General features: G+C 68.1%; 21 protein-coding genes and 1 pseudogene. 12 read left to right on the top strand and 10 right to left on the bottom strand.

From position 1 onward, the window contains the following. Positions 1-343: 343 nt before the first annotated feature. Positions 344-550: a hypothetical protein gene (locus tag DMB42_RS24625; protein WP_125637377.1), complete on the bottom strand. Its 207-nt coding sequence runs from the start codon at positions 548-550 to the stop codon at positions 344-346. 157 nt (positions 551-707) lie between these two features. Here DMB42_RS24625 and DMB42_RS24620 point away from each other — a divergent pair. The 3 genes and pseudogenes from DMB42_RS24620 to DMB42_RS24610 form a co-directional block, all read left to right on the top strand. Then, positions 708-965, top strand: a pseudogene (locus DMB42_RS24620) (tyrosine-type recombinase/integrase); the annotation flags it as partial. 436 nt (positions 966-1,401) lie between these two features. Beyond that, complete coding sequence (locus tag DMB42_RS24615; RefSeq protein WP_221762322.1) at positions 1,402-1,635, top strand: excisionase family DNA-binding protein; 234 nt, start codon at positions 1,402-1,404, stop codon at positions 1,633-1,635. 177 nt (positions 1,636-1,812) lie between these two features. Next, positions 1,813-2,100 (top strand): hypothetical protein, encoded by a 288-nt coding sequence (locus DMB42_RS24610; RefSeq protein WP_125637374.1) that lies wholly within the window; start codon positions 1,813-1,815, stop codon positions 2,098-2,100. Between the two features lie 152 nt (positions 2,101-2,252). On the opposite strand, the gene DMB42_RS24605 is transcribed toward DMB42_RS24610, so the two are convergent. Both DMB42_RS24605 and DMB42_RS24600 read right to left on the bottom strand, forming a co-directional pair. Further along, positions 2,253-2,693, bottom strand: a complete 441-nt coding sequence (locus DMB42_RS24605) for a hypothetical protein (protein ID WP_125637373.1) — start codon at positions 2,691-2,693, stop codon at positions 2,253-2,255. An 87-nt stretch (positions 2,694-2,780) separates the two neighbouring features. Next, the gene (locus DMB42_RS24600) at positions 2,781-3,287 is read right to left on the bottom strand and encodes a ricin-type beta-trefoil lectin domain protein (RefSeq protein ID WP_125637372.1); all 507 of its coding nucleotides are present in this window, start codon (positions 3,285-3,287) and stop codon (positions 2,781-2,783) included. A 1,628-nt stretch (positions 3,288-4,915) separates the two neighbouring features. Between DMB42_RS24600 and DMB42_RS24595 the strand changes: the two genes are divergently transcribed. After that, positions 4,916-5,446: a hypothetical protein gene (locus tag DMB42_RS24595; RefSeq protein WP_125637371.1), complete on the top strand. Its 531-nt coding sequence runs from the start codon at positions 4,916-4,918 to the stop codon at positions 5,444-5,446. A gap of 95 nt (positions 5,447-5,541) precedes the next feature. On the opposite strand, the gene DMB42_RS53405 is transcribed toward DMB42_RS24595, so the two are convergent. Together DMB42_RS53405 and DMB42_RS24585 are read right to left on the bottom strand one after the other, a co-directional pair. Continuing rightward, positions 5,542-5,703, bottom strand: a complete 162-nt coding sequence (locus tag DMB42_RS53405) for a hypothetical protein (RefSeq protein ID WP_185844844.1) — start codon at positions 5,701-5,703, stop codon at positions 5,542-5,544. Positions 5,704-6,010: 307 nt separating this feature from the next. Further along, a complete protein-coding gene (locus DMB42_RS24585; protein ID WP_125637369.1) occupies positions 6,011-9,715 on the bottom strand; it encodes a S8 family serine peptidase in 3,705 nt (1,234 codons plus the stop codon). Positions 9,716-10,676: 961 nt separating this feature from the next. Between DMB42_RS24585 and DMB42_RS24580 the strand changes: the two genes are divergently transcribed. The 3 genes from DMB42_RS24580 to DMB42_RS24570 all read left to right on the top strand — a co-directional run bounded on the left by DMB42_RS24580 (position 10,677) and on the right by DMB42_RS24570 (position 12,771). Next, entirely contained in the window at positions 10,677-11,006 is a 330-nt protein-coding gene (locus DMB42_RS24580) for a hypothetical protein (protein ID WP_125637368.1), read from the top strand. 190 nt (positions 11,007-11,196) lie between these two features. After that, on the top strand, positions 11,197-11,601 hold the full coding sequence (locus DMB42_RS24575; protein WP_125637367.1) for a hypothetical protein: 405 nt from the start codon (positions 11,197-11,199) through the stop codon (positions 11,599-11,601). Between the two features lie 927 nt (positions 11,602-12,528). Next, positions 12,529-12,771 (top strand): hypothetical protein, encoded by a 243-nt coding sequence (locus tag DMB42_RS24570; protein ID WP_125637366.1) that lies wholly within the window; start codon positions 12,529-12,531, stop codon positions 12,769-12,771. 1,060 nt (positions 12,772-13,831) lie between these two features. Here DMB42_RS24570 and DMB42_RS53400 read toward each other — a convergent pair. Further along, positions 13,832-14,404 (bottom strand): hypothetical protein, encoded by a 573-nt coding sequence (locus tag DMB42_RS53400; protein WP_185844843.1) that lies wholly within the window; start codon positions 14,402-14,404, stop codon positions 13,832-13,834. Between the two features lie 528 nt (positions 14,405-14,932). On the opposite strand from DMB42_RS53400, the gene DMB42_RS24555 reads away from it, so the two are divergent. Further along, positions 14,933-15,325, top strand: coding sequence for a hypothetical protein (locus DMB42_RS24555; protein ID WP_125637364.1), 393 nt, complete (start codon positions 14,933-14,935; stop codon positions 15,323-15,325). Positions 15,326-15,616: 291 nt separating this feature from the next. Here DMB42_RS24555 and DMB42_RS24550 read toward each other — a convergent pair whose 3' ends face one another. The 3 genes from DMB42_RS24550 to DMB42_RS24540 all read right to left on the bottom strand — a co-directional run bounded on the left by DMB42_RS24550 (position 15,617) and on the right by DMB42_RS24540 (position 19,720). Next, positions 15,617-17,287 carry a TROVE domain-containing protein gene (locus DMB42_RS24550; RefSeq protein WP_125637363.1) on the bottom strand — a complete coding sequence of 557 codons (1,671 nt, stop codon included), beginning with the start codon at positions 17,285-17,287 and terminating at the stop codon, positions 15,617-15,619. Between the two features lie 905 nt (positions 17,288-18,192). Continuing rightward, a complete protein-coding gene (locus tag DMB42_RS24545) occupies positions 18,193-18,825 on the bottom strand; it encodes a hypothetical protein (RefSeq protein WP_125637362.1) in 633 nt (210 codons plus the stop codon). 490 nt (positions 18,826-19,315) lie between these two features. Next, entirely contained in the window at positions 19,316-19,720 is a 405-nt protein-coding gene (locus DMB42_RS24540) for a hypothetical protein (protein WP_125637361.1), read from the bottom strand. A gap of 396 nt (positions 19,721-20,116) precedes the next feature. Here DMB42_RS24540 and DMB42_RS24535 point away from each other — a divergent pair, with 396 nt between their 5' ends. Both DMB42_RS24535 and DMB42_RS24530 read left to right on the top strand, forming a co-directional pair. Continuing rightward, positions 20,117-20,590 carry a hypothetical protein gene (locus tag DMB42_RS24535; protein WP_125637360.1) on the top strand — a complete coding sequence of 158 codons (474 nt, stop codon included), beginning with the start codon at positions 20,117-20,119 and terminating at the stop codon, positions 20,588-20,590. A gap of 397 nt (positions 20,591-20,987) precedes the next feature. Beyond that, positions 20,988-21,323, top strand: a complete 336-nt coding sequence (locus tag DMB42_RS24530) for a hypothetical protein (RefSeq protein ID WP_125637359.1) — start codon at positions 20,988-20,990, stop codon at positions 21,321-21,323. A gap of 313 nt (positions 21,324-21,636) precedes the next feature. Here the strand turns inward: DMB42_RS24530 and DMB42_RS24525 are convergent, their stop codons facing one another. Continuing rightward, complete coding sequence (locus DMB42_RS24525; RefSeq protein WP_396983400.1) at positions 21,637-21,837, bottom strand: CsbD family protein; 201 nt, start codon at positions 21,835-21,837, stop codon at positions 21,637-21,639. A 146-nt stretch (positions 21,838-21,983) separates the two neighbouring features. Between DMB42_RS24525 and purB the strand changes: the two genes are divergently transcribed. Then, positions 21,984-23,414, top strand: a complete 1,431-nt coding sequence (gene purB, locus DMB42_RS24520; protein WP_125637358.1) for an adenylosuccinate lyase — start codon at positions 21,984-21,986, stop codon at positions 23,412-23,414. Continuing rightward, on the top strand, positions 23,411-24,193 hold the full coding sequence (locus tag DMB42_RS24515) for a GNAT family N-acetyltransferase (protein ID WP_221762321.1): 783 nt from the start codon (positions 23,411-23,413) through the stop codon (positions 24,191-24,193). The genes purB and DMB42_RS24515 overlap by 4 nt, the downstream gene beginning before the upstream one ends. Positions 24,194-24,299: the final 106 nt, after the last annotated feature.

Here is a 24,299-nt window from a genome sequence, read left to right as displayed (position 1 = left end):
GTTTCGGCCGGAACCGGACCGGCGATCAGCTCAACCTCGCCAGGGTGGAACCGCCGGTGGCGAGCTGGTGCCGGCGACTGCGACCGGTCTGGTGAGCAGTGGGCCGAGGCTTCCCGCAACCGTCTGGCCCGCGGCCTCAGCTACAACTCCGCGAACACCCGCGACGCCTACAGGCGCGACATCGAGATGTGGTTCGACTTCCTCACCGAACACGACCTCGACATCGCCGAGGTGCGGCGCCCGCACGGCGATGTCTACAGCGGTGGCTCGACCTGCAAGCTGACGAGCACCTGCCCGCGAAGACACTCGCGCGGCGGCTCGCCTCCGTGTCGTGCTGGTACCGCTACCTGGTCGAGGAGGAGGCAGCCGACTTCAACCCGTACGACCGGGTGAAGCGGCCGAGGGGCAACCGGCAGCACCTCGGCCTCACCCGTGCCGAAGCCCGCGACGTGCTCCACGCGGCCGACAACGACCACGGCCGGGAACGCCTGCGCACCGCGACCGAGGCCTGGCCGCCCAGATCGACGACCTCGGGTACGAGCGCGGTCACCGCACCCTGCGGGGATCGTCGGCAAGGGCGACAAGCCGAAGACGCGCAAAATCCCGCCGGCTGCGGCGCACGCGATCGACGTGTACCTGGCCGACCACGCGGGGCGGGCCGGGGGTGGGGGCGGTGGCGGAGCTGACCGGCCCGCTGTTTCGCGTCCGCCACGGGGCGGCGGCTCGACCGCAAGGACGTGTACGAGCTGGTCCGGCGCGTCGGCCGTCAGGCCGGGATCGAGGGGCTGCACCCGCACAAGCTGCGGCATACGTTCGCGACGGTGGCCGAGGAGGCGGGCGTCAGGGTGAAGAAGATCCAGGAGGCGCTGGATCACGCGCAGTCCTCGACCATGGACATCTACCTGTCGGCCGCCCGGCGGCTGGAGGACGACCCGTCTGACCTGGTCGCTGCGGCGATCGAATAGCGAAACGAGGTCTTGGCGTGGCGGCCGTTGGCGCCTGATGCGTCTTGATCGCCGTTGCTGGTGGAACGTGCGGTGCGGGCTCGGCGGTGCAATCGGGGTGCGCGGCCGGTGGGGAAGAGGGCGCGGTAGGTGCCGATCGTCAGGTGGGCGATGACGAGGGTGAGTGCGATGAGGCCGCCGATGGCGATGATGAGCAGCATGAGCTGGTCGATGGTTTCGCGGGTGGCCTGAACAGCGGAGGGCATGCTGGTCCCTTCCAGGTTCTGGAAGGGACGGCGTTGGCCCTTGGTGTGTGGTGCTGTGCTGTCTAGTCTGCCACGTTCGGATGGCGGGCGGGGGCAGTCGGGGGTTTGGCTGCCGGCGCTTCCGAGCGGCTGTGGTCAGGTTGGGTGCGTTTGTCTCGTCTCTTGGGGGACGCTGCGGGGGAGGGGGTGTTGTGGTGGCGGATGTGCGTGGCGAGCTGTCGGTGCAGCAGGCGGCGGACGTGTTGAACGTGTCGTCGGAGTTCCTGGTGAAGCTGTTGGAGGACGGCGTGATCTCTGCCCGGGTGGCCGGGGGCGAGGTGCGGGTGGCGCGGGCGGATGTGGAGGAGTCCCGGCGCCGGGATGATGTGGTGCCGCGTGCGGCTGCAGACGAGCTGGGGCGGCTGGGCCAGGAGCTGGATACCTGATCGCGCGAGGTGGAAGTTGAAGTGTTTGACGAGGAGGAGACGGCTGGGGTTCGCCGGGCCGTTGTGATTGCTTGGCATGACACCCTTACGGCACAGATAGTAGTTGTCTGATCACATAGTGTTGATGATCGGTTGGGGTGGCATATGCCACGCCCGCACCTCGGAAGGGAATCGATCATGCGACTCGTTCTGTCGGCGCTGGCTGCCGTCGCCGCTGCTACCGCGATGGCGGCGGCCCCTCTCGCTGCGGCCCACGCTGAGGAAGTCATAGCGTGCGAAACGGTGGATGCATCACAGATGCCCATCGTCATGGGTTTCACCTGCATGACCATCAAGCGGGGGCCTGTGACGCAGCTCCGCATCATCGACGCCGCGACCCGGAGCGTCTACAGCTGTCGAACCGGCCAGGCCGGAGGCGTGTTGTGGGTGCGAGGCGAAGATTGTGAGAAGACTTCCGGCAGCTGACCGGCCCAACAGTCAGGTCGTCCCCGTGCCTTCGGTCGCAGACTCAAGGGAGCCGAGATCGGCCCAACCGGTCCCGGACGCACGCCCCGGCGGTCCGGCCCGACGGCCCCGGTGGCGTCGGACCGGACCGCCGGATCACCGGCGGATGTGGACTACGTGGGACAGCCCTTCGCCGTCCACTTGATCTGGATGACGGTCACGGGGGCTCGGAGCTTGGGCCACACATGTCCCGCCGCAGGGTTGCTGTCGGTGGCGCGGCCAATGCACTGCCACTCGACACCGCCGTTCCCGTAGACGTAGACGACGCGGACGTGGTCCTTGGGATCGACCAAGCCGTTGTTGAAGAGGGACCGGACGTTCTTGTACGGGCTGGCCTCCACACTGGAGAACCCGCCGTCCGGCCAGGTTTCGCCCCGGCCGATGCCGATCTTCGTTCCCGCGGAGATGACCTCTGTCGAATACATGCAGAAGTCTCCGGCCGCGCAGCCGTAGAGGGTGGAAGAGGAAAGGCTGTCCGCGCTCGCAGACGGCGCGAACGCCAGCCCTGCGAGGGAGACGGCAGCGACAGCGGCCGGGATGAATTCTCTCAGCATGAGATCTCCTCATTAGTTGCCTGAGCCGGCCCAGGTCGGCGAAAGGCCAGCCTGCCGACTGGAGTCTCTGGGCTGTGCGCGAGCGGGTCAGCGCCAGACTTGGATCGTCCACTGTGCGTTCTTTACCGGGTCTATAGGCCCACAGTGCATACGGAGGTCGAGTGTGCCCGCTTCGTCGTAGAGGTCGCACTTATGGAAGTAGTTAGTAATATTTGTGAATACTTCTGGGAAGCGATAAGCCGTCGTGAACCATAGCTGCGAGGAGTCGGCCGCCGAGCACCCGGCAAGCACCACCCCATTGCTGGCTTCGCTTCTTCCAGCCAGACAACGGCCAGGGAACCTGACGCTCTCCAGCGAGTAGACGTCGAGAGCCCAGGAGTGGATTCTCCAGAGCTGCCACCCCTCTTCCGGCTTTCCTGCCTCTTTGTTGCACGCCCTGGTGTGGACGTCGCCCGTACCAGCGTCTATGCAGTCGCCGGTTCCCCGGCTGAAGATTCTGACGGTTGGATCGGCGGAGGCTTGGGCGGGGCTGCTCGACAGCCCGACAATCGTGAGCCCGACGACCGCGAGGACGCTGGCCAGCATGCGAGTCATGCTTCCCCTCCTCGGCCGGAGTGTTTTTGATTTCCGCACGGATCTCTCCTTCGTTCGAGTGGTGAATACCGGTGACATCGCACAGCATCACGGCGGCGGCTCTCAGCCTGGGCGACTGCGGGATTGTCTGGAACCCCGATTCGCCGCCTGGACAAAACTTGATCGCGCTACCGGTGCGACAGAGCCAGTTCATCCCGTCGGGGCCGGGATCGTCCCCTAGTTCCAGCCTGAGCAGGAACACGCAGGTCAACGGTCATCACTGCGCAGCTTCGATCCTGGCGGCCGCCAGTCGCGCTTTAATTTCTCTACGGCTTCGCTTTTGGCCTATGTCAGGCGTTCGCCTCTATGACCACCATGTCCATCGCCCCTGCCTCGCTGACGTGGTGGCCGCCTGCGTATCCCCAGGTGAGGTGGTACGCAATTGGCCTAGCTCCACCCGACGCTTGTCGTTCTTGGGGTGGAGACGACCGTGTGCCGTCGAGGGCGAGCACCAGGCGTGCTTGTCCACCAGCCACGTCACCGACCTCGACCGCACTATCCCCGATCGGCCGCGGGCCACTGGTTGGCGAGCTCCCGTCATAGGCCGCCGTGGCACGGGGGGGCGCCTTCCCGGACAACCTCGGTGCATCACGTTCTTCCTGACGTCTGGCCACAGCCGTTGCGACGGCCCCCTTGCCCAAGGTCGCGATGCTCGCGCTGCTGCAGACACCCCTCGTGCTGCGTGTATGGGCCTGTGTACGTCGCAGACGCTCGTTCGAGGGCGAGTGGGCCTGGGGGCTACGACTTTTCGGCCCGTCTGGTGGTGAGGTGTTGCGGATGGGGGGCGTTGGTGGGCGAGGTCGCGAGGTTTGCGCGATGTGCCCGCGCGCCGAAGAGACTCGTCTCGGCCTGCCGCCGCCACGCCCGGCTGCCTGTCCGGCGGGGGGAGCGGGCCCGGAAATGAGAAAAGCCGCGCAGTGCGCGGCCTTCCCGAGGTCGAGACCCGCGACCAGATCGCTCAGCTCCAGGCGGTCAACCTACGCGAGCTGAGCAGCCGAGTCGCCGTTCCGGCCTCCACAACATCACAACGCGCTTGACGGTGCTCTCACGCGGCCGCCCGGCCGTTGCGAGGGCCTTTCGCGCGCCAAAACCGTGACGCTTGGAGCGACCCTAGCGGGCCGCCAAGCGGCTAGCTCGCGACTGGCGGGGGAGTGGCCCGCCCGGTCCTGGCCGGGCACATCGTCGCGCCCGGCCATCCCCTCTGGCATGACGCCGTCCACTACCTGGTCCGCGAGGCGAACCGGCCGCCTCGATCGAATAGAGAGGCTGGGATCGGCGTAGTTTGTCCCGGACGTCAGCGGCCGGGACAAGCCCTGTCCGCGCGTGAATGGAGGCGCCGGTGAGCCGTCTGTACTGGCACACCCGACCCGGACCGCCGAACTGCTGGGGTCGGAGTACGCGTGGCTGCACAACTTGGCCGGAAAGCCTGCCGAAGCGGCGTGGGCGTTGGACCGGGCCGACTCGTTGGACCGGGCACAGCTGATCCTCGGCTGGGTGAGAGCGGTCGATGGGGACGGTATCGCCGACCTGCGCAAGCTGCTGACCGAGGCGAAGAATCACCCGCCGATGCCACCCTGCGGCACCGCCTGGTGCAGACGCTACAGGTCCGGATGCGCCTGTCCGGGCTGGACCTGGAAGTGGCCGGGGTCCGGCTGAACACCGGCAACGTGGACCTGAACACAACACTGGCCGTCGGCAACGACCCGATGCGGCTCGCGGCGAAGATCGCCGCGTGGGGTTCGCAGCACGCCTTCATCGAGGGGCCGGACCGGGCATGGGCGGCCGACATCATCGAGCAGGGCCTGGCGGCCGGGCTGTACCGGAAGCAGCTCACCTCCCGCGTCGGCCCGGACGGGCCGGAGCGGACGGTCGAGCTGGGCTGGAAGGACGTGCTGGCCCTGCTGCGGGAGCGCGATGACGAGCCGGTGTGGGACGGCTGGTACGAACTGCCGGCGGCAGAGAAGTGGACGCGCGCGATGGCAGGCCTGCGGGAACGCCGGGCGTGGGCGCGGCTCGGGCCGGACACCCTGGCCGAGGTGACGTTCCATCTGCCGGTGACCGTGTACGACCTGCTCGCCGACGACCGGGAGGAGCGGATACGCCGTGCCGCTGCGCCGTGAGGCGACGCCCGCATGCGAGTGGCCCCGCACCCTGAGATGCGGGGCCACTCGCCTCGTGTGGTAGGGGATGGGTTGCTCGGCGGCGCTGGCAGGCGCTAGAGGTGGATGCGGATCGCGTACACCGGCGGCATCTGCCGGAGCACGAGCAGCACGGTGACACGAGCCTCCGCGACCCACGGCCGCGCCTGCTCCCAGAGCGGGCTCACGCACAGGGAGCGGAAGTCGATGATCGGCTTCCAGCGGAAGATCAGGTCCATGAGGACTCCCAGGTCAGGCGACACTGACCAACCCCAGATCCATGGCGCGCTTCGCACCGCCTACGGCCGGTCATGTCGTCACCCACCAGGGTGCTCACCGGCTCTCGCCCATGCCCGCAGACTCGCGCTGCACGCGAGCAGCCGCTGTTCCGGGACCCACCGGCACTGGCCTTCGCCACGGCCGGCGGGATCGACCCCGGGGCGCCGCCGCCCCCGCGCGCGGAGGAGGTGGCGCTAGCGATCTTCCATCATCCGGCACCCAGACATGAAGGGGTCGTTGTCTGACAACCGAAATCGGGTGCATCGTCTAGCCGGTGCAAGGGGTACGGGTGAGGGTCAGGTTGTGGCGGGTTTCGGTGGCGGGGAGGGTGCGGGCGGTGAAATCGGCCGGTCTGTGGCCCTCGGCGGTGACGGTGAAGGTGTGGAGGCCGGGCTTGAACCAGCCGGAGTACCGCCCGTCCACCGTGGTTCCCAGGGTCTGGCCGCGAGTGGTCAGCGTGGCTCCGGGCAGCGGCGCGGTCGTGCCGTCGCAGGACCTGGAGAGGATCTGACCGGACAGGATCGCCCAGTGCTTCGGCGGGGTGGCCTTGAGGGTGACGTCGAGGTGCGGAGCCGGGTACGGCGTGTTCTCGTTGATCGTCAGGCGGGCGGACCGGATGCCCGGCTGGGTGAGCCGCCGGGCGTCGAGAGTCAGCGTGACGCGCGCGGTCGCGCCGGGGGAGAGGGTGCCCCGGGTGGGGCTCTCGGACAGCCAGGGAGCGTCGGTCCCTGCGGGATCGCAGCCGTCGTACCCGGGGAGCAGTTCGCTGAAGGGAGTGACGCGCGGCCCGTTGGCGCCGCCGATCTTGTAGAAACCGCACGCCCCCGCACCGCGGAAGAGGGCGTAGCGGGAGTTGGCGATCGCGCTCCAGGTGTCGGCGTCCGGGTTGTAGGCGAACGCCTCGTTGGTCAGTACGCTGCCACCCTGCGTGACACCGCCTGCGACGACGAGCTGCCCGTTGGCCGCCGAGTAGCTGCTGGCCCACAGGTCGGTCGGCAGCTCGGCGACCTTGCTCCACCGGTTGGCCGCCGGGTCGTAGGCGTAGGCGCGCCGTGTGCCCTCCGGACCGGCGGCCAGCCCGCCGGCGCAGACCACCTTCCCGTCGATCCCGGCGCAGGCCGCCCACGAGATCGGCTCCGGGTACGGCGCGGCTTCGCGGAACCGGTCACCGGCCACGTCATAGACGGTGACCTGGTCGGTAGCCGTCTGGCACTCGCCGGTGCACCCGCCGACCGAGTAGATCTTCCCCTCCAGTACGGCAGAGCCCACCGCCCCCCAGGGCCGCGGGTTGTCGGCCCCCTTCGTCCAGCGATCGGCGGCGGGATCGTAGACGAGCGTGGTGGCACCCGGCTCGCCCTGCGGCCCCCACCCGGCGACCACGTAGAACTTCCCGTCCACGAACCCGGACGCGGGCTTCTGCCGCGCCTGCGGCATGTCCGCCAGCCGCGTCCAGCCGCCTTCCACCGGGTCGTACGCGTAGGAGGCAGGAGTCCCGCCCTCGCCGAGCAGCGAACCGCCGAACGAGTACACCTTCCCGTCGTGGTAGGCGGCCGCGTTGTCCCTGATGGTCGTCGGGTAGTCGGCGACCGCGCCCCAGGCGTCCGAGGACGGCCCGTCCGCGACGGCGGCGTTCCCCGCGGGCGGGTTCACGCCGGGGCTCAACCCGGGTACGGCGACCCGCCGCACCGGAGCGCCCGCGCCGAGCGCCGGTGCCTGCTGCCGCGACTCGGCCAGCGAGTACGTCAGCGGGGCAGTGCCCCGGTTCGTCAGGGTGATCCGCTCCTGCTGCTTGCCGCCGAGCCGTACGGATCGGGAGATGTCGTCGTCGGACGCCACGGAGAGCAGTCCGGCCTTGAGCGCGAAGTCGATCCTGGACACCTGGTCGGCGCCGGAGCGGACCCGGGCGGAGGCCGGCTGGTAGCCGCGCTGCTCGGCGGCGACGACCGGCTTCCCGGACGCGGGGACGAACACCCAGTAGAACCCGTCGGGGGCCTGAGAGGCGTTCGGGGCGCCGCCGTCGGCCGACACCGAGGCGGTGACGACCGGCTTGCGGGTGTTGGCGTCGGTGACGTTGCCGTACACGAGCCCGCCGGCCAGTGCCTTGCAGGCCGCGTCGTAGCCGGGCGCTGCGGCGCACGCCGCCGGGTCGAGCACGGCCTTGAACTTCTGCGTCGCGTCCCCGCTGACCGTGATCTGGCCGGTGACCGCCTGGTAGCCCGGGTAGCGGGGTGTCACCCGGACCTCGTACGGGCCGCCCTTCGGCAGGTCGAGCGTCGCCGAGCCGTCGCCGGGTTCGGTGGACCAGGTCTTTCCTCCGATGGCGATCGTGGCGGGGAGCGGCCATCCGTGCCCGGATGCGTCCGTGACCTTGACCTGGACCTTCGCCGTGGGGGTGGCGGTGAGGGCGAGGTCCCGCGTGACCGATGCTCCGGTGGCCAGCCGTACGCCGTCGACGACGGAGGCGTCGAACCCGAACAGCGCGGTGCTGACGGAGTAGTCGCCCGGGTCCAGGTAGAGGCGGAAGGCTCCGTCCGAGCCCGTCACGGTGTCGAGCGTGCGGGGCCCGGTGGCGGTGACCCGGACGCCGGCCAGCGGCTTCCCGCTGCTCTTGTCGTTGATCGTCCCGGTGAGGGTCCCCGTCCCGGCGCGCGGGGAGGCTCCGACGGCGCGGTAGACGTCGAGCATCCCCTCGCCGTAGACGTTGTTGTCCTCGGGCGTGCCGCCGCATGAGGTGTCGTCGTGATCGCGCGCGGTCGCGGAGAGCACGGCTCGGGTGGCGGCGATGTCGCCGACCAGCGCGGGCGCGGCCGACCACAGCAGCGCCACGGCGCCGCTCACGTGCGGGGTGGCCATCGAGGTGCCGTTCTGCACCTGGTAGCCGCCGCCTGGAACGCTGGAGCGGATCCCCTGACCGGGCGCGACGATGTCCGGCTTGCTGTCCGGCATCCCGTCCGTGCCCCGGGAGGAGAAGCTCGCGATCAGCCCGTTCTGGTCCACGGCCCCGATCGCGTAGGACTCGGGGTACTCGCCGGGGGAGTGCTGCGTCCCGCAGGAGGGCCCGTCGTTGCCGACCGCGAAAGCGGGAAATATCCCGGCAGCCACCCACTGCCGCACGTAGTCCCGGTACCACTCGTCACCGGGCGCGGACGACCACGAGTTGTTGAGGATGTTCGGGCGTTTGGCCGGGTCGGGCGCGGAACCGTCGGCGGCGGTCGGGGCGAGCATCCACTGCGCCGCCAGCGCCAGTGTCACGTCGGTGCACTGGAAGTTGGGGCAGCCCTTGGCCGCGATCCACCTGGAGCCGGGCGCGACCCCGATCCCGCCCTGGCCGACCATCGTGCCCATGGTGTGCGTGCCGTGCCCGAAGTTGTCGCACGGCTGCGTCCCCGCGCAGATCTGGGTCGGGTCGTACCAGTTGTAGTCGTGCGTGAACGTGCCGTCGCCGTTGTTGCCGCGATATGTCGAGACGAGCGCCGGGTGCTGGAAGTCCACCCCCGAGTCGATGTTCCCGACGACGATCCCGGTCCCGGTGGTCTTGTACGCGTCCCACACCTTGTCGGCCTGGATGGCGCTCACGCCCCACTCCGGCGTCCCTGCCGCCCCCAGCGACGGCTGCGGCAGTTCGTAGACCCGCGGCGCGCGGACGCGCGCCACCGCCGGATCCTTCCCGATCTTCTCCATCAGTACGGCGGAGCCGCCCCGGACGTAGATCGAGTTGTTGATGTAGAGGGAGGTGTAGGAGGCCCCGGCATCCTTCAGCAGCCCGACGACGCCCGCCTGGCTGGACGCGGCGGTGGAGCGGAGCTCGTCCACCACCGCGGCTCCCCGAGCCGACCAGTCCTTGATGGCGGGCGCGGACTTCAGGTTCGCCTGGGCCTTGAACTCGACCCAGAAATCGCCGGTGGACGCCTGCGCCGGAGCGGGTACGGCCAGAGCGAGCAGCATGGCAATTACGGCCAGAACATAACGCACCCCAGCAGCTTGATAGAAATGCGGTAAACGTTTCAAGATCTACCCAAGGCGGGTTCATGCCGTGGCATGAACCCGCCACCCGCGGCCCGGGCCGCCGACGACAGGAGGACGCCGGGGGAGACAGGGGCCTTCGCCGTGATGGTGAGCCGCTCGAGATCGCCGCGATCCGGCAGCCCGAGCGAGAAGGCGATCAATCATGATCCTGGTCACCGGTGCTGCCGGAAACGTCGGCGCCAACCTAGGATCCGGTACAGCGTCGACCGAACCACGCGAGGCTCGCGGGCGATCCAGGCTGGCCGCGTGCGCCGGGCCCGCACGGCGGCGAGCACGTCGTCGGCGACCTTGGCCGGGGGGCGGCCTTGCCGTCTTGGTGGCATGTTGTGTTCGAGCGTGGTTCAGCTGATGATCGAGTCGGTGAGCTTGAAGGCGCACCGGCAAGGTGTACCCGCCCGAGTTCACCCAGGCCATGGAGGCTCTCGGCTCCACAACGTGGGGGCCGGCCCGTGGCCCGACCACCCGACCGGCACCCTCAGCGGCGAGTTCGTCCTCGGCAAGACTTTCGGCGTCTTCTCCGCCCAGATCACGATCGGCGCGGCCGGGGCCGAGCGCCCCGTGTCCGGGCACCTGCGAGTATGGCCGCTCGGCGCGCTCTACCTCCACACCGAGGCGTTCGGCGCGTGGTTGCAGCGCCGCGTCATCCCGGAGGGGTATGAGTCCCGCGTCATCAACCTGTCCGTCGGCGAGTGGGCGATCCGCTGGAAGGCGGACGGCCGGAACCGGATCACTAGGTCGGCCGCGAGCGTCCCTGATGAGGCCGTCGGAAACCCGGTCGTGGGACGTGCTCGCGTGCGCGATCACCGCCCGCAAGCTCAGCGACGAGCGAGTCCAGTACGGCTACCGCGCGTAGAACGTGGAGGGCTGATGCGTCGCATCGAGCACATGCGCCTGCACACGATCCCGCGTGCCGTCCGCAACCCCAAGGAGCACGGCCTCGCCCGAGGGGATCCTGATCGACGACGACGGGACGTGGCTGGTGCCGATCGTGCGCGGCTGGTCGAGCCGCAGCGATGCGGACGCCGAGGCGTACTTGATCGCGAACAACCGCAGCAGCGAGAAGGGCGGCTGGGAAGAGCGGATGCTCGCCGAGGTCCTGGCCGACGTCCGCGACGCCGACGAGGACGTCCGCCCCGAGGTGTGGGGCATCATCGTCACCTGCGACAACGAGGAAGAGCAGACCCGTCTCCTGGAGCGCCTGGCTGACGAGGGGTGGCAGGTCCGCGCCCTCATGTAGGCCCACTGGCAAGAAGGGCGTCACACGCCCCAGTGCAACGAGCAGCTTCACCGCAGGGCACAACCTACGGCGGCCATAGCGGAAGATACCGTGTCGGTCCTCCCTCTGACTCCAACCCAATGTGATCATGCAGCTACTAAACGTGCGAGGGGAGTCATCCTTCGCACGAACCGATCATGTAGGAGACACCATGCCTTCCGCCGCCTCCACCACAGTAATCGCCTCATCGGCGCTGGTCGCAGGAGCCATGCTCGCGGCCGCCATTCCCGCATTGGCCGCCATCGGTGGTGCGCACACCCCTGGGGCGCGCGCCGCCGCCATGGTCAACGCCGACGGAACCGTCGTGCGCTCCACCGGCGTCACCAACGTCCGCAAGATCGGCACGGGCGAGTACTGCATCGAGCTCGACCCGGACATCAACGCCGCCAAGACCGTGCCCGTCGCCACCCCGCGCTCGCCATCCATCTGGGAGGCCGCGATCTTCATCGACAACAACACATCCAAGTGCGGAGACACCGCCCGGAACATCTTGGTCGCAACCGGCAAGACGACGGGCAACTACTTCGACGTCCCCTTCGACATTGTCGTCGACTGACGCCACTCCACCAGTCCCATTGGTCCGATCTCTGCGTCCTTGCCAATTGGGCGGGGGTACGGTTTCGTTCCAGGGGCATCCTGATCTCTCTGCTCGGTGCCAGGCGACTGCGCAGGTCCGGCTTGATAGGGGTCGTCGTAGTACTTGCGGAACGTTGGGCGGATATGGCCCTGCCCTGATGCGCTGTATGCGCATCCGGTGCCGCGTTGCCGGATCCCGGCTGTTCAGGCAGCGGGCGAGCACCTCGGTGGACACTCGGGCGTAGCGGGCCGGCACGGCCGGGCAGGCCGGTGATGGGGGTGGCAGGGCCGTCTCCCTTGTCTGATGGACAACCAGCCCTCAGCGGGCTCCTTGTCGTGAACCTGCCGATCTGCTGCATGAGCGAAGCCCCGCGTCGTTCGACGCGGGGCTTCATGTATCAGTGGCGATCTTTCAGTGGGCGCTCAGTAGTAGTCGCGGAGTTGGCCGTTCTGGCAGCGTTGGCCAGGAAAGATGTCGGCGGGGGTGCGGATCGGCCGGGTCGACCAGCCTTCGGGGGAGATGCAGCGATTGGCCCTCCACGTCGCCAGAGAAGGTCCACGCCAGCACGCTGATTCCCATGCACAGTCACACCAGAGACTCCCGCCATGCCCTCCCGGAGGCGGACTTTGAGACACGCCCTATCCGGGTTCACGAAGCCGAACAACGCCCTGCTCCACGCTCTGCGGGACGCGATCGAATACCTGTGCGAGGCGGCGCTGACCTTCCGCTCGACCGGCCTGCCGTAGGTGACAGGTTCTCCGTGCATGGCGTTCCCTCCAACAAGGAGGGCCCCGTTCACTGGCGACGGCGCGATCCGTAGGCTCTTGATCGGCGAGGCGCAGATATCCGTCGCCGCTGAGCTTCTCATCGCGATTTCGTCTTACTCGTGAATCAAGGAGTACCGTCGTGACGATCAGCAAGGCAGTACACGTCGCAGCCGGGTTATTCCTGACCGGAGTTGGCTCGCTGATATTGCTGACGTTCAGTAGCCTGGCCATCGGCGTGCCCGTCGGGTTCTTGCTTGTTTGCGTGATTCTTCTTAGCGCGGGACTGGTGGGCCTACTGCGAAGTCAGTACAAGGACTTCTTCGCAGGCTGGTTGCTTTGGACTGCGACATTGGCCACGTACACGGGGGTCGTGCTCTTTTAGGCCTCTCCGAGGGGACATCGAGAGTCGAGCGGGCAGCTACGCAGGTCTCGACGACCAAGTCGAATCTCAGGTCTCCTCATCGATCACGCCGGTCGGCTTCGCGTGGACCTTGTCCTGGTAGCTGGCGCACACTGCCTTCGACTCGGACCATAGATGCCGTCAACGTCGATCTTCCAGCCCCGCTTGCGGAGCTTGTACTGCCAGATCTCGACGTCGTTGCCCTGGCGGCTCGTCCGGCCGGGGAGCACCTGCCTTCACCCACGCATACAGTTCGTCACCGGGGCACGAGGTGGAGTAGCCGTCGCGGTGGCTCTTAATCTCGTTCCGGCGCCGCCTTGGTGGCTCGCCGCTCCGTGGCCCATGTAAACAACGAGCGGCCGAGTACGCGGAGTTGCCGGCCGAGCAGCGACGCCGTCGCGAGGGATCTGAGCACGACATCCAGGCCTGGTTGGGTGGGCCGCTGGATACAGCGACAGGTCGTCACGTTGACCGGCTGGGCAGGCCCCGGCAAGGGCGCGGCAGCATGAGGGCACGATTATGATCTACATTGTAAAGGTGGTGGCTAGTTCTTGATCGATAACTCAAGCTGCAACAACCACATCGACGGCCAAGGCCCGCTGTTCGTGGATCAGCTCCGCGAGTGGCGGCTTCGGGGGGCGCCCCTTGTGGCGCGCGCTCTGGCTAGCATGTGACTGGCTGCGCCGCGCGCCCCTACTCCCTCTAGAGAGATCGCCGGAGCGCAACCTGCCTCTCTTGCCGCGGCAGATCGCGACTCTTCTACTTCTGGTTTGTCCCTGCGTTTCTGGCTGGAGACACGCCGCCCTCGGCGGCGGCCGCTTCATGCGCCGACAGCAAGAGCTTGCGTACAACGGCGGTTCCCCTGAGCTCCTCGGCGACATACCGGTCATTCGCGATTACGAGTCCTGCCTGGACGGCGACACAGCACGATGCCCCTGACCGTTGGCCCGGCACGGGCCGAAACGGTCGAGATCAACGCGAATGCCGTGCCCGGAGATTTCAGGGCACGGCAAGCGGCGTCAGCGGATCAGACCCGGTCGACTCAGGCGGGCGGCGTGATGTCGATGAAGGGGCTGCAGTTGGCAGGCCAGGGCCGCGTCGTCATGGTGCCCGGAGGCGGGAAGACGGTGCACGTGCTCTGCGCTATGCGGGAGTGTGCGTTGAGGACGGTGACGTGCACTGTCGTCCCCTCGTCGGGCGCAGCCAGGGTGATGTCGACCAGGCGGCCGAAGTTCCTGGGCAGCCGCGAGGACAGGTCGTGCCATCGTGGCGTCGTCCGCGGGTCCCTGATCAGTACCTTGTGCTCCCGAATGACCCCTACGAACTTGGTCGGCAGCCTCTCCTCGTCCTCCGGGTCCCCCTGGAAGGCCGAGTCGATCGCGACAGCGTTGTCGTCGTCCATCCCGATGGGGAAGGAGCGATTGTTCGCGTTCGCGACCTTGGCATCCGCGAGGCCGTGAACGCTGGCGACCGATGTCGTGTGAACGCCGGCAAAGGCTGGCGCTGGAATTGAAAGAGCCGTGAGTGCGCTGGTTGCCGTTGCGGCTAGAGCAAACGCCAGCGTGCGTGTGATGCCGAGTGGGTGCGAAGCGCGCCCGCTCTGGTGTTGAGCCACGTGTTTCCCCTGTTGATGCCAGATTCGAACGAAAGGGGCCAATAGCTGCCCCTAAATGGTTGCAAATTTGAGATACCCCTTCGATGAAGCGATAAAGCGTGCGAATTTTCTATGGAAGGTAAGGAGTGTCGAAAGACAAATAAAAAGCAGCTATTTCATGTGTTAAGCAGCAAATAGGGCTGGGCGTGCATATTTGGGCAAAGTGATCCCAGGTGAGGCGAGTGGGCTCCGGGCTTGCATGTACTGGTCCGCGGACGCGACCGGCCCGACCCGGGCGGCGCGCCCTGCCCTCTGTGCACCAGCGCCCGACACGGGCCAGCCAAGCAGCGGGGCCCAGCAGGTCACCGCCGCCTACTCGGCAGGCGGGGTTCGTCCTGGGGGGCCGCATCCTCACCATCCGCGCGAACCGGGCCAGCCGCATGCCGCTTCCTCACAGAGCGCCCGGAGGACACGGATACGACCTGCCCGCCCTCGCTCATGCACGCATCCGCGCGCTCGCGGTGATCGCTGCCCAGTTCGACCTCGTCCTTGTCGTCGTCAACCGGCCTGCCGGGCAGGACGCCCGCAACCGATCAGACAGCCACGGTCTGTGGTGGCACCGTCGTCAAGGACCTGGTCGGCGACCTGCGGCCGGTCGCGGTCGTCGACCACGACACGGCGTCCATGTACGCCACCGGCGTCAACCGGGCCACCGGCCCGCACCCCTACGAGGACACCGTCATCGCGCGACTGACCGACCGCTACGCCCAGGACCACCAGCTGAACGTCGGCCAGTCCGCGGCCCTTGCCCGCGCCGCCAATTCGCCACGCCAGACGAACTTGATCGCGGTACTGGTGGGCGCAGAGCCCGTTCATCCCACCGGGCTACCGGGGCAAGGCATGAGTTCACCGTTGCTTGCAGCAAGACAAGCCAGGCCGTGAGCTGCGGCTCTCCGCCCGGCGCGGGACCTCACTATTGCTCAAGCCGCCCGGACGTCAGGGGGCGCGAGCGGCGAGGTCTTTCGGGTCGAGAACGGCCTGAGCTTGGGCAGGCCCAGGTTCCCGGGCTGGTCCAGACGTACTTCCATGCCTGTGAGTGACAGGCAGGAAACGCCCGACGCCCAAGCGGGGCACCATGCCGGGCCGGCGCAGCAGATCAGGCTGTTCGAGCTCCTGGCGCCTTCGAGGCGGGATCCGCCTCGAAGGCGCCTCCGGCGGAGCCGACGGCTGGGTTCAGTCTCGGATGAAGCCGTTGACGATCAGTGGCAGTGAGGCGTCCAGACCCGCCACGTTGAGGACGCCCTCGTCCCGAGGATCGCCGATCGAGTGTCCAGCTGCCGTCATCGCGGCCACGACCACGCGGGCCCCGGGGGCGACAGTACGGCGGTAGGTGTCGAGTTCCTGCGACGGGTGTGCCCGGCCGGCCCACGTCTCGTTGTCGGTGAAGATCACGATGCCGTCCGCCCGCATGCGCTGCTCGCGCGCCCACCGGAACGGCAGGGACAGGTCGGTGCCACCGCCGGACGGTTGCCAGGAGGCGATCTCACGCAGGTTGGTGCGCGGGGTCACCTTCGAGGCGTGGACGCTGGTGTCGACATCGATGACGTGGACGTTGCCGCGCTCGATGCGGGCGAGCATGACCGCCATCGCGTTGCCGACCTCGTACGGCGACCCGATCGGCGAACCGCCCACCTGGACACCGCCGCCCCAGCTCATCGACCCGGACGAGTCCACCGCGACCAGCAACCTCTTCCCGGACGGTTCGACCGTGCCGAAAGCCGCCTCGTACGTCTCCTCCAGCGCGTCCAGGATGGCCGGGACGGGATGCCAGGTCTGGCGGTCGGCGCGCGGGTTCGGCTGTGCCCGCCCGGAGGCGTAGACGCGCATGGCGAGCCATGCGTCCATCGGGTGGATGCGGGCCCGGTGGATCGCCTCGCGGTCGGTGAGTCGCAGCACCGCACGCGAGGTCGCCGCCGACGTCGGCGTGAGCGTGCCCAGCCGGGTCATCCGTGCCAGGTTACGGATGAGCGCCGTCATGCCGACCGTCTCGATCAGGGCCTCCCATACGGCAGGCTCGCGCAGCATGGCGTCCGGCAGGAACTCCCACGGCACCTTCGTCGTGGTCACGACTCGTACCGCCTCGGACGGACTCGTGACGGCCTTCGCGGTCAGGAACCGGTCCACCGCGGGCAGCGCCTGGCGTGCCTGCTCGTCGCCGACGTTGCCGGCGATCCACCCGAACAGGGTCCTGCGCTGGTCTCCGTCCGCTGTCGGGTGCGCGATCCGGAGAACGTCGCGCAGGTCGAACGCCTCCCCTTGCGGGGTCTTGCGCTGGCGGGCCTTGCACGCCTTGAACGCCACGGCGTCGGGCGTCCCGTTCAGGAACCAGGAGCCGAGCGCGGTCCGCAGCGACCGGCCCATCGTCGGCGCGACACCGCGGGCGGTCGGCTTACCGCCCAGGTTCTTGTAGTAGCCGAAGAACTGGGCCAGATGGTCCGTCGTGCGAGCGACCTTGGAAAGAGCCACCTTGGCGGCCTGGCGGGTGTCGGCGTCGCCGTTCGCGTAGCAGGCGGCCAGCGCGAACAGAGCGGGACGCTGCTTCGGCGCGCGCGGTGGACGTGCCGTGGAGATCGTGGTCAGCAGTTCGACGACACGCGGGCCGTCCTCGGCGATCGCCTGGAACAACACGCCGGCGTTCTCGGCGGTCAGCTTGTCCTCGCTCACGTAGTAGGTGCCGCCCGTCGTGCCGAGGATCAGGAAGTCCTCCAGCTTGCGCCACACGTCCTTGGCGAAGACGTAGCCACCTGCCGCGTTCTGCACCTGGTCGGGACGACCGGGCAGCGGCCGTGTCTGCGGCGTCGCGATGGCGGAGACGCCGGCGAGAGGGTCACGGTTGCGGGCCATGGAAGTGCCTCCATAGGGGTGTTCGACCCGCCGGACGGCGGATGTGAGGGACGGCGGATATGGGTGTGTCGACCGGATCAAGACCGGAGCTCCACCGCTGAGCTGTGCGCGACAAGCCGCGCAGCGGGGACTCGAACCCCGCGACCGCCGGTGCCGGGAGATAACCGAACGACTTCGACCCGCCGTCTATCGGTCGTCAGCTCTGCCGAAGGCACGGATGTGGGGCACCGGCCGGGTGCCCAGCCGACCTGGGCGACCGGCCCCACGAGGAGGGGCCGGAAGGAATCGAACCTCTACCCTGTGGTAACCGACCGGATTCGACCCGTGCCGACGGCAGGGCTGACGACGGACCGGCGAGGTCCGGAGAAGACACGGATGTGGGACGTTCACCGGCGTTCAGGTGCTCTGCCGACTGAGCTACCGGAGCGTTTGGCCCCGGGCAGGACTCGAACCTGCGACCGCCCCATTAGAAGTGGTAACCGACGAACTTCGACCCGTGCCCTCACCGGACCGCGCCGGGCAACCATCGGATCGGGAACGAGCACGGAGGTGAGAAACGGCACCGGATGTGATCTTTGTTGCAGAAAGAGATAACCGATGCCCTTCGCCCCGTACTCGCACCAGACCCGACGGGATCTGAGGGGGACTTGCGAGACAGACGCTAGCGGATCAACGATCGAACCTCGATCCATTTTCCTGCGGTCGCGATTACCGACCCAGGCTGCGCTGTCCCGCGTCCGGGACAGCGCGCGACCACGTGGCCGGGTTCGTCATTCACCAGGCACCGCAACCGGCTTCCCGACATCCTCCCTGCGTGCAGGTGCCACAGAGCGGCCCGCCGCAGCCGGCGCGGCCGGCCGGAACGACAGCGTGACATGACGGAAGCCCCGCCGCCCGAGGAGAAGTCATCTCCAGAAGCGCAACCTTTTCTTGTCCAGCTTGTCCAGCAATTCTTTCCTGTGGCGCTGCGACATGCATATCAGGACTCGTTCATGCTGGTCGCCCAAGGTGTCTTCGATGCGCAACAATATGTCGAACTCCACCAGCATCACCGTTGCCTTCTCGGTGAACGCGACCAGCTCCAGATCTGCGTCGGTCGCGCGGCCAAGTGGCAGCCCCGCCCCGTTGGCGATGTTGGGCAGCGCGAAGTCGACCCGGTCGCGCATGTTGTGGCTTTCCAGCTTGTCGAGGACGTCGTGCCAGTCCATCCAGTCAGTCAGGGGTCCCTTTGCGGTTCCGCTTCTCGGATCGGCTATCCGGTATCGGTATTTGAGCAGGAGGACAATGGCGTGGCCGGCTCCGGCGTTGCGTGCGTGGATGACACGATAGGGCTTCCTGATGAAGCGGCTCTTGTCCAGTATTGACGTGTAGCTGATCACTGGGCGGCTGGTCCGGGATAGTTGGGATCGTGCCAACAGGAGGGCCAGAGCGGCGCTCGCCAAAGTGGCGCTCGTCGTGACGTCGAGCACGGTCAGCTTCCACGGCCACGAGTTGGCGGAACTGAGAGGGATGTTCTTCTTCGTGATCTCCCAGAGCAAATTTGCTGTCATGGCTGCAAGGAAGACTCTGGGCCACCAGTAGCTGGATCGCTTCCGGTTGATCAACCTCTGTGCTGGTCTTTCTGGCCGGCTGCTCATGTCGGACGCCTTTCGGTGGCCCTTGCGACCTTTCGAGGGGGTGCGTCTCGTCCCGAGGGTGCTGATCCGGTCGGCAACAAATCCCTCATCACAACGCCAACGAACAAAGGCGCTTCATCGTTGCAAGTGATCACGACAGGCATGCCGCTCAACGACGCAGCGGCGTGCGGCCGAGCGCGCAGCGCTTGCCGCTACCGGCTCGCTCCGCCTGTGCACGGTGTCGGTGTCAAGCTCACCGACTTGCCCAGGAAGACCACGACGCTCACGGCCGCCCGACCGGCACGTCGCGGGGAATCACTCCACGCCGTCGAGGGAAACTTCGTGCGAGCCGTGGAGGTTCCAGACGAATTCGCCCTTGCCGTCGTTGTCGAGGTCATAATCGATGGTCAGGTCAGCGGTCCAACCCCCCCGTGAGCGGGCTGTCGTACCACTTGCCGTTCGCCTCCTGCTGGCCTCCGGATTTAGAGTTGATCAGGTACGTGAGCCCGACGTGGGCCTGGTCCTTGGCGACGTCGTTGCGCTCAAGGCGTGTGTGGACCAGGAAATTGTCGAAGGCGTTGAGCGGTCCGCCGTTCGGGCGACTCCACGCGACGTTGACCTGAGCCTGATGCTTGGTGCCGGATTTGCCGACACACACCTTCACCGCGACCAGCACCGGGCCACGTCCCGGTGGATAGAAGGTCTTCGTGTTGTCCGGGATGGGCCAGCAGGAGTCTGCTGCATGAGCCGCTGACGGGGCCAGGGCGGCAGCGGTGAGTGCCAGGACCGTGCCGACATGAGCGAGCACCTTGAACATGGGTCTCCCCCTCCATGAGGACCTGGTCGTCTCCATTCAGCGACAGGCGAAGGTGGCAGACAAGCGGGAGGCTCATTCCACTGTTCCATAACGCTCACCTTCGCCGACGCCTGTCCAAGGCGCCTACGAAAGGCGGTCGGAGTGACTGGCTGGAAGTGTCGTGGCAAGGGCGCCAGAGGAAGGGGGACCCGGCGTGCAGGCGGCGCGGGTGGCAACCTTCAGGAAGGATGGCGTCTCTGGCAAGGCATGCGGCGGCGGGGGCTCGGGGTCTGTCGTCGATTCTTCCCGCCTGGCGGCATCTCCCTGCTGTCGGATCTGGTGGTGGGGGTCATGCGGTTGCCGTGCTGGGTTGTTGAATAGGTCATTATCCGGCGAGTGTTCTGGAGGGCGGCACGTATGGTGCTGACCGAGGCGGTTCCGGTCAACTTATCGAGGCAGCGGCGGAGGGGATGGCCGTTCTTCGTGGGGCTGGTGCTTCTTGCTGTCGTCGTCGCCTACGTCCTGGCGTTCAAGGTTCCCGAGTGGCGGAACGATGAGAAGCTGGCCCGGTTCGAGGAGCGGGTGAGTATGGCTCCGTATCCGCCTGATACGGAACCAGGGGATCGCCCTGTGCAGGGGGTCGTGGGCCTTCAGTCCGGCAACAGCAATCACTGTGACTTCGCGGTCCGCCTGTCCCTGCTCACCAAGCTGCCGGACGCCGAGATCGCGCGCTACTACGAGTCGCTGACCGTCGAAGGGGTTGAAGGGCGCAGGGTCGCCGGCAGCGTGTTCGTCAACCCGAGTGGGTCGTGGCGGGCCGGATACAAGAGCGTCATCGTCGAGTTCTTGGACGGATTCCACGAGCCTGGTCGCGATTGGCGCTGCCACTGAGAAGCGAGGGTGTCCAGCCCCGGGCTGCGGGTGTCGTGCTCTGCGACCGAATCCGCTGAGGCGGAGCCTCGAAGAGGCCACAACGCGAGCAGCGCTCGGGTTGAATGTGGTCTCCGGATGTGCGGCGACGTGGCGGCAGCCGTAAAAGAAGAGCACGCAAAGGTAAAGCACGCCTTTGGCGGTGGCTTTCTTATCGCCAGGACGATGTGTCCGAGAGTTTCTGTCGTGAAAATGCGTCCGGTGGGCGGGAAAGAAATTCAGGCCGCCCGTATTGACGTTTCCCGGTGATGGCGGGTCACCATGGAGGGGCCAAAGGAAGACGCGAACAGTGGGAGGAAACGTGCTCAAGGAAGCATGCGCTGTCAGCGCCCTTGTCGCTGCCGCCCTTGTCCCTTCGATGGCTTCGCAGGCGCTGGCGGAGACAGTCCACACCACCGCCACGTCCGCCACCTCCGCCGCGCCGGACGACTGCGCCGCCACGAACGCCGGGCACGCCCGGAACGCTCCGTGCAAATGGCTGGAGGAAGGCAACAAGAGGTGCTACTACTGCCGCGGCAAGAAGGGCAGTGGGTACAAGAAGCAGTACTGCGAGAGCAAGCCCAAGCAGCAGGAGTCGACGGAGCGCGAATGCAAGACCACGAAGGAACCGCTCCCGACGGCTCCGGACCGTACGTGCAAGACGTGCACGGACACCAAGACCGGGAAGGTCCTTTCCCGGGAGTGCAACAGCTGACATCCGGTACGCGCTCGTGACGGTTCCGCCCGACTCAAAGGCCTCAAAGGGCTCAGAGGGTTCGGAGGGTTCGGAGGGTCCAACGGGCTCCGGCGGTCGGTGAGCGACGGGAGGCGGCGCGGCGGCGAGTCGACGTGACCCGCCGTGCCGTCCCCCCGCCGTCTCCCCGCTTTCGCGGGCGGGTGCGCGCCCGCCGTCCGCCGACCCCTCGTCCACCGGGTCGCGGGGTTTCGGGGACGACCCGCCGTACCGAACCACCCGGGCCGGTACGGCGGCGGGCGAGCGGCTAACACACCCGAGCCAACGGCGGCCGTCACTTCTTGAAGGTGTCCTTGACCTTCTTGCCGGCGTCCTTGACCTTCTCGCCGGCCTGCTTCAGGCCGCCCTTGGTCTGATCGGAGCGCCCCTCGGACTGCATGCGCCGGTCACCGGTGGCCTCGCCGACGTTCTCCTTGGCGCGTCCCTTGAGCTCCTGCGCCTTGTTGCGGATCTTGTCCTTGCTGCCCATGTTCATGCCTTTCTGGTCGAATTGTCGCGACCTCTTGTACTGTCCAGCCGGCAGGGGCGGAAACCTGGTTCCGGTCGGGCCGATGCCCGGCGCGGCCCTCGCCGCCCGCTGGGTGCCGAGCGAGTGGGGGCGTGTGAATAGACTTGTCCAACGTGACTTCAAAGCCGCGCATCCCGAACGTCCTGGCCGCCCGTTACGCCTCACCTGGGCTGGCCCGCCTGTGGTCCCCCGAGTACAAGATCATCGCCGAGCGGCGGTTGTGGCTGGCGGTGCTGCGTGCCCAGGCCGAGCTCGGGATCGCGGTGCCCGAGGGCGCGGTCGCCGACTACGAGAAGGTGGTCGAGCAGGTCGACCTGGAGTCCATCGCGGCGCGCGAGCGGGTCACCCGGCACGACGTCAAGGCCCGGATCGAGGAGTTCAACGCGCTGGCCGGGCACGAGCAGGTGCACAAGGGCATGACCTCGCGCGACCTGACCGAGAACGTCGAGCAGCTGCAGATCCGCGACAGCCTGCTGCTGGTACGCGACCGGGTGGTGGCACTGCTGGCGCGCCTGACGTCCCTGGCCGAGGAGCACACGGCCACGGTCATGGCGGGGCGTTCGCACAACGTGGCGGCGCAGGCGACGACGCTGGGCAAGCGCTTCGCCTCGGCCGCCGACGAACTGCTGGTGGCCTACCGGCGGCTGGAGGAGCTCATCGGACGTTATCCGCTGCGCGGCGTCAAGGGCCCGGTCGGCACCTCCCAGGACATGCTCGACCTGCTCGGCGGCCAGGAGGACCGGCTGGCCGAGCTGGAGGAGAAGGTCACCGCCCACCTGGGGTTCTCACGGCGGCTGACGAGCGTCGGCCAGGTCTATCCCCGTTCGCTGGACTTCGAGGTGGTCACGGCGCTGGTGCAGCTGGCCGCGGCGCCGTCCTCGCTGGCCAAGACGATCCGGCTGATGGCCGGGCACGAGCTGGTCACCGAGGGCTTCAAGGAGGGCCAGGTCGGCTCCTCGGCGATGCCCCACAAGATGAACACCCGCTCCTGCGAACGCGTCAACGGCCTGACCGTGGTGCTGCGCGGCTACGCCTCCATGGTGGGCGAGCTGGCCGGCGACCAGTGGAACGAGGGCGACGTGTCCTGCTCGGTGGTGCGCCGGGTCGCGCTGCCGGACGCGTTCTTCGCCTTCGACGGGTTGGTGGAGACGATGCTGACCGTGCTGGACGAGTTCGGGGCGTTCCCGGCGGTGATCTCCGCCGAGCTGGGCCGCTACCTGCCGTTCCTGGGCACGACGAAGATGCTGATGGCCGCGGTGCGCGCCGCCGTGGGCCGCGAGCAGGCCCACGAGCTGATCAAGGAGCACGCGGTGGCGGCGGCGCTGGCGATGCGCTCGCGCGGCGCCGCCAACGAGCTGCTCGACCTGCTCGGCGCCGACGAACGTTTCCCGCTGGACCGCCAGGAGCTGGAGGCCCTGCTGGCCGACCGGGTGTCGTTCACGGGAGCGGCGGCCGCGCAGGTCGCCGAGGTGGCGCGGCAGGTCGGGCAGGTCGTGGCCGAGTACCCGGAGGCCGCCGCGTACCGGCCGGGCGAGATCTTGTGATTCACGAGCTGCGCGATCTGGACGGCCTGCGGGCCGCGTGCGGCGACGACGACCTGATCGTGTGGGCCGCGCAGGACCTGCGCGGCCCGGCTCGCGCCTGGGCGGGCGGCAACGCGGTGGTGGCCGCGGCGCCGGACATCGCGCGCCACGACCGCCTGGCCGTGTGGGGCGACCCGCGCGACGCGGTGACGCTGGTCGGGCACGCGCTGGCCGAGCTGGGCCCCACCTACCGGCCGCTCGGCGAGCGCGAGCTGATGCGGCAGGTGATCGCCATGCTGGAGGGCTTACGCGACAGCGCCGAGTTCACCTGGATGAGCCTCGCGGCCACGCCCGGCACAGCTCCCGGCACAGCGCCCAGCACGGTGCCGCCTTCGGAGGTCGGCTGGCTGGACGGCGACGCCGAGCCGGAGATCAAGGCCCTGCTGGCCGGGGACGCGCCCTCGTCGTACGCGGTGCCGGGCGCGTCCGGGGTGCGGCGGTGGGCCGGCGTGCGGGTGGGTGACGAGCTCGCGGCGGTGGCCGCCGACGCGTGGTCGGCGCCGTCGGTGGGGTTGCTGGCCGGTGTCGCCACGGCGGCCCGCTTCCGCGGGCGGGGGCTGGCCGAAAGGGTGTGCGGCTGGATGTCGTCCCAGCTCGTGGCCGCCCACGGACGGGCCGCGCTGATGGTGGACGACGTCAACACCGCGGCGATCAAGGTCTACGAGCGCATCGGGTACCGCCGGCTCCCCGTCCTGGCCTGCCACGTTGCCGCCCCCGGCCGTCACGTGACGGCCACGTGACGGCCACCCGGGAAAACCGGGTGAGGTTCGGGCGGGGCTCGTGCAGAGTTGACGGCGTGATGTGCGACTTTGTGCCTGGTATTGAGCTTTCTCGCGCCTTCTATGG

This window comes from Nonomuraea sp. WAC 01424 (assembly GCF_003947315.1).
GTDB lineage: Bacteria > Actinomycetota > Actinomycetes > Streptosporangiales > Streptosporangiaceae > Nonomuraea > Nonomuraea spiralis.
Note: the sequence above shows the minus strand (reverse complement) of the source record. Positions and strands in the feature narration are given on the sequence as shown.

Excerpts from the sequence above, each read along its gene's own strand:
- DMB42_RS24600 (WP_125637372.1), bottom strand. The coding sequence starts at position 3,287 with ATGACTCGCATGCTGGCCAGCGTCCTCGCGGTCGTCGGGCTCACGATT.
- DMB42_RS24575 (WP_125637367.1), top strand. The coding sequence starts at position 11,197 with ATGCCTTCCGCCGCCTCCACCACAGTAATCGCCTCATCGGCGCTGGTC.
- DMB42_RS24605 (WP_125637373.1), bottom strand. The coding sequence starts at position 2,693 with ATGCTGAGAGAATTCATCCCGGCCGCTGTCGCTGCCGTCTCCCTCGCA.
- DMB42_RS24540 (WP_125637361.1), bottom strand. The coding sequence starts at position 19,720 with ATGTTCAAGGTGCTCGCTCATGTCGGCACGGTCCTGGCACTCACCGCT.
- DMB42_RS24535 (WP_125637360.1), top strand. The coding sequence starts at position 20,117 with ATGGTGCTGACCGAGGCGGTTCCGGTCAACTTATCGAGGCAGCGGCGG.
- DMB42_RS24610 (WP_125637374.1), top strand. The coding sequence starts at position 1,813 with ATGCGACTCGTTCTGTCGGCGCTGGCTGCCGTCGCCGCTGCTACCGCG.
- DMB42_RS24525 (WP_396983400.1), bottom strand. The coding sequence starts at position 21,837 with ATGAACATGGGCAGCAAGGACAAGATCCGCAACAAGGCGCAGGAGCTC.
- DMB42_RS24550 (WP_125637363.1), bottom strand. The coding sequence starts at position 17,287 with ATGGCCCGCAACCGTGACCCTCTCGCCGGCGTCTCCGCCATCGCGACG.
- DMB42_RS24530 (WP_125637359.1), top strand. The coding sequence starts at position 20,988 with ATGGCTTCGCAGGCGCTGGCGGAGACAGTCCACACCACCGCCACGTCC.
- DMB42_RS53405 (WP_185844844.1), bottom strand. The coding sequence starts at position 5,703 with ATGGACCTGATCTTCCGCTGGAAGCCGATCATCGACTTCCGCTCCCTG.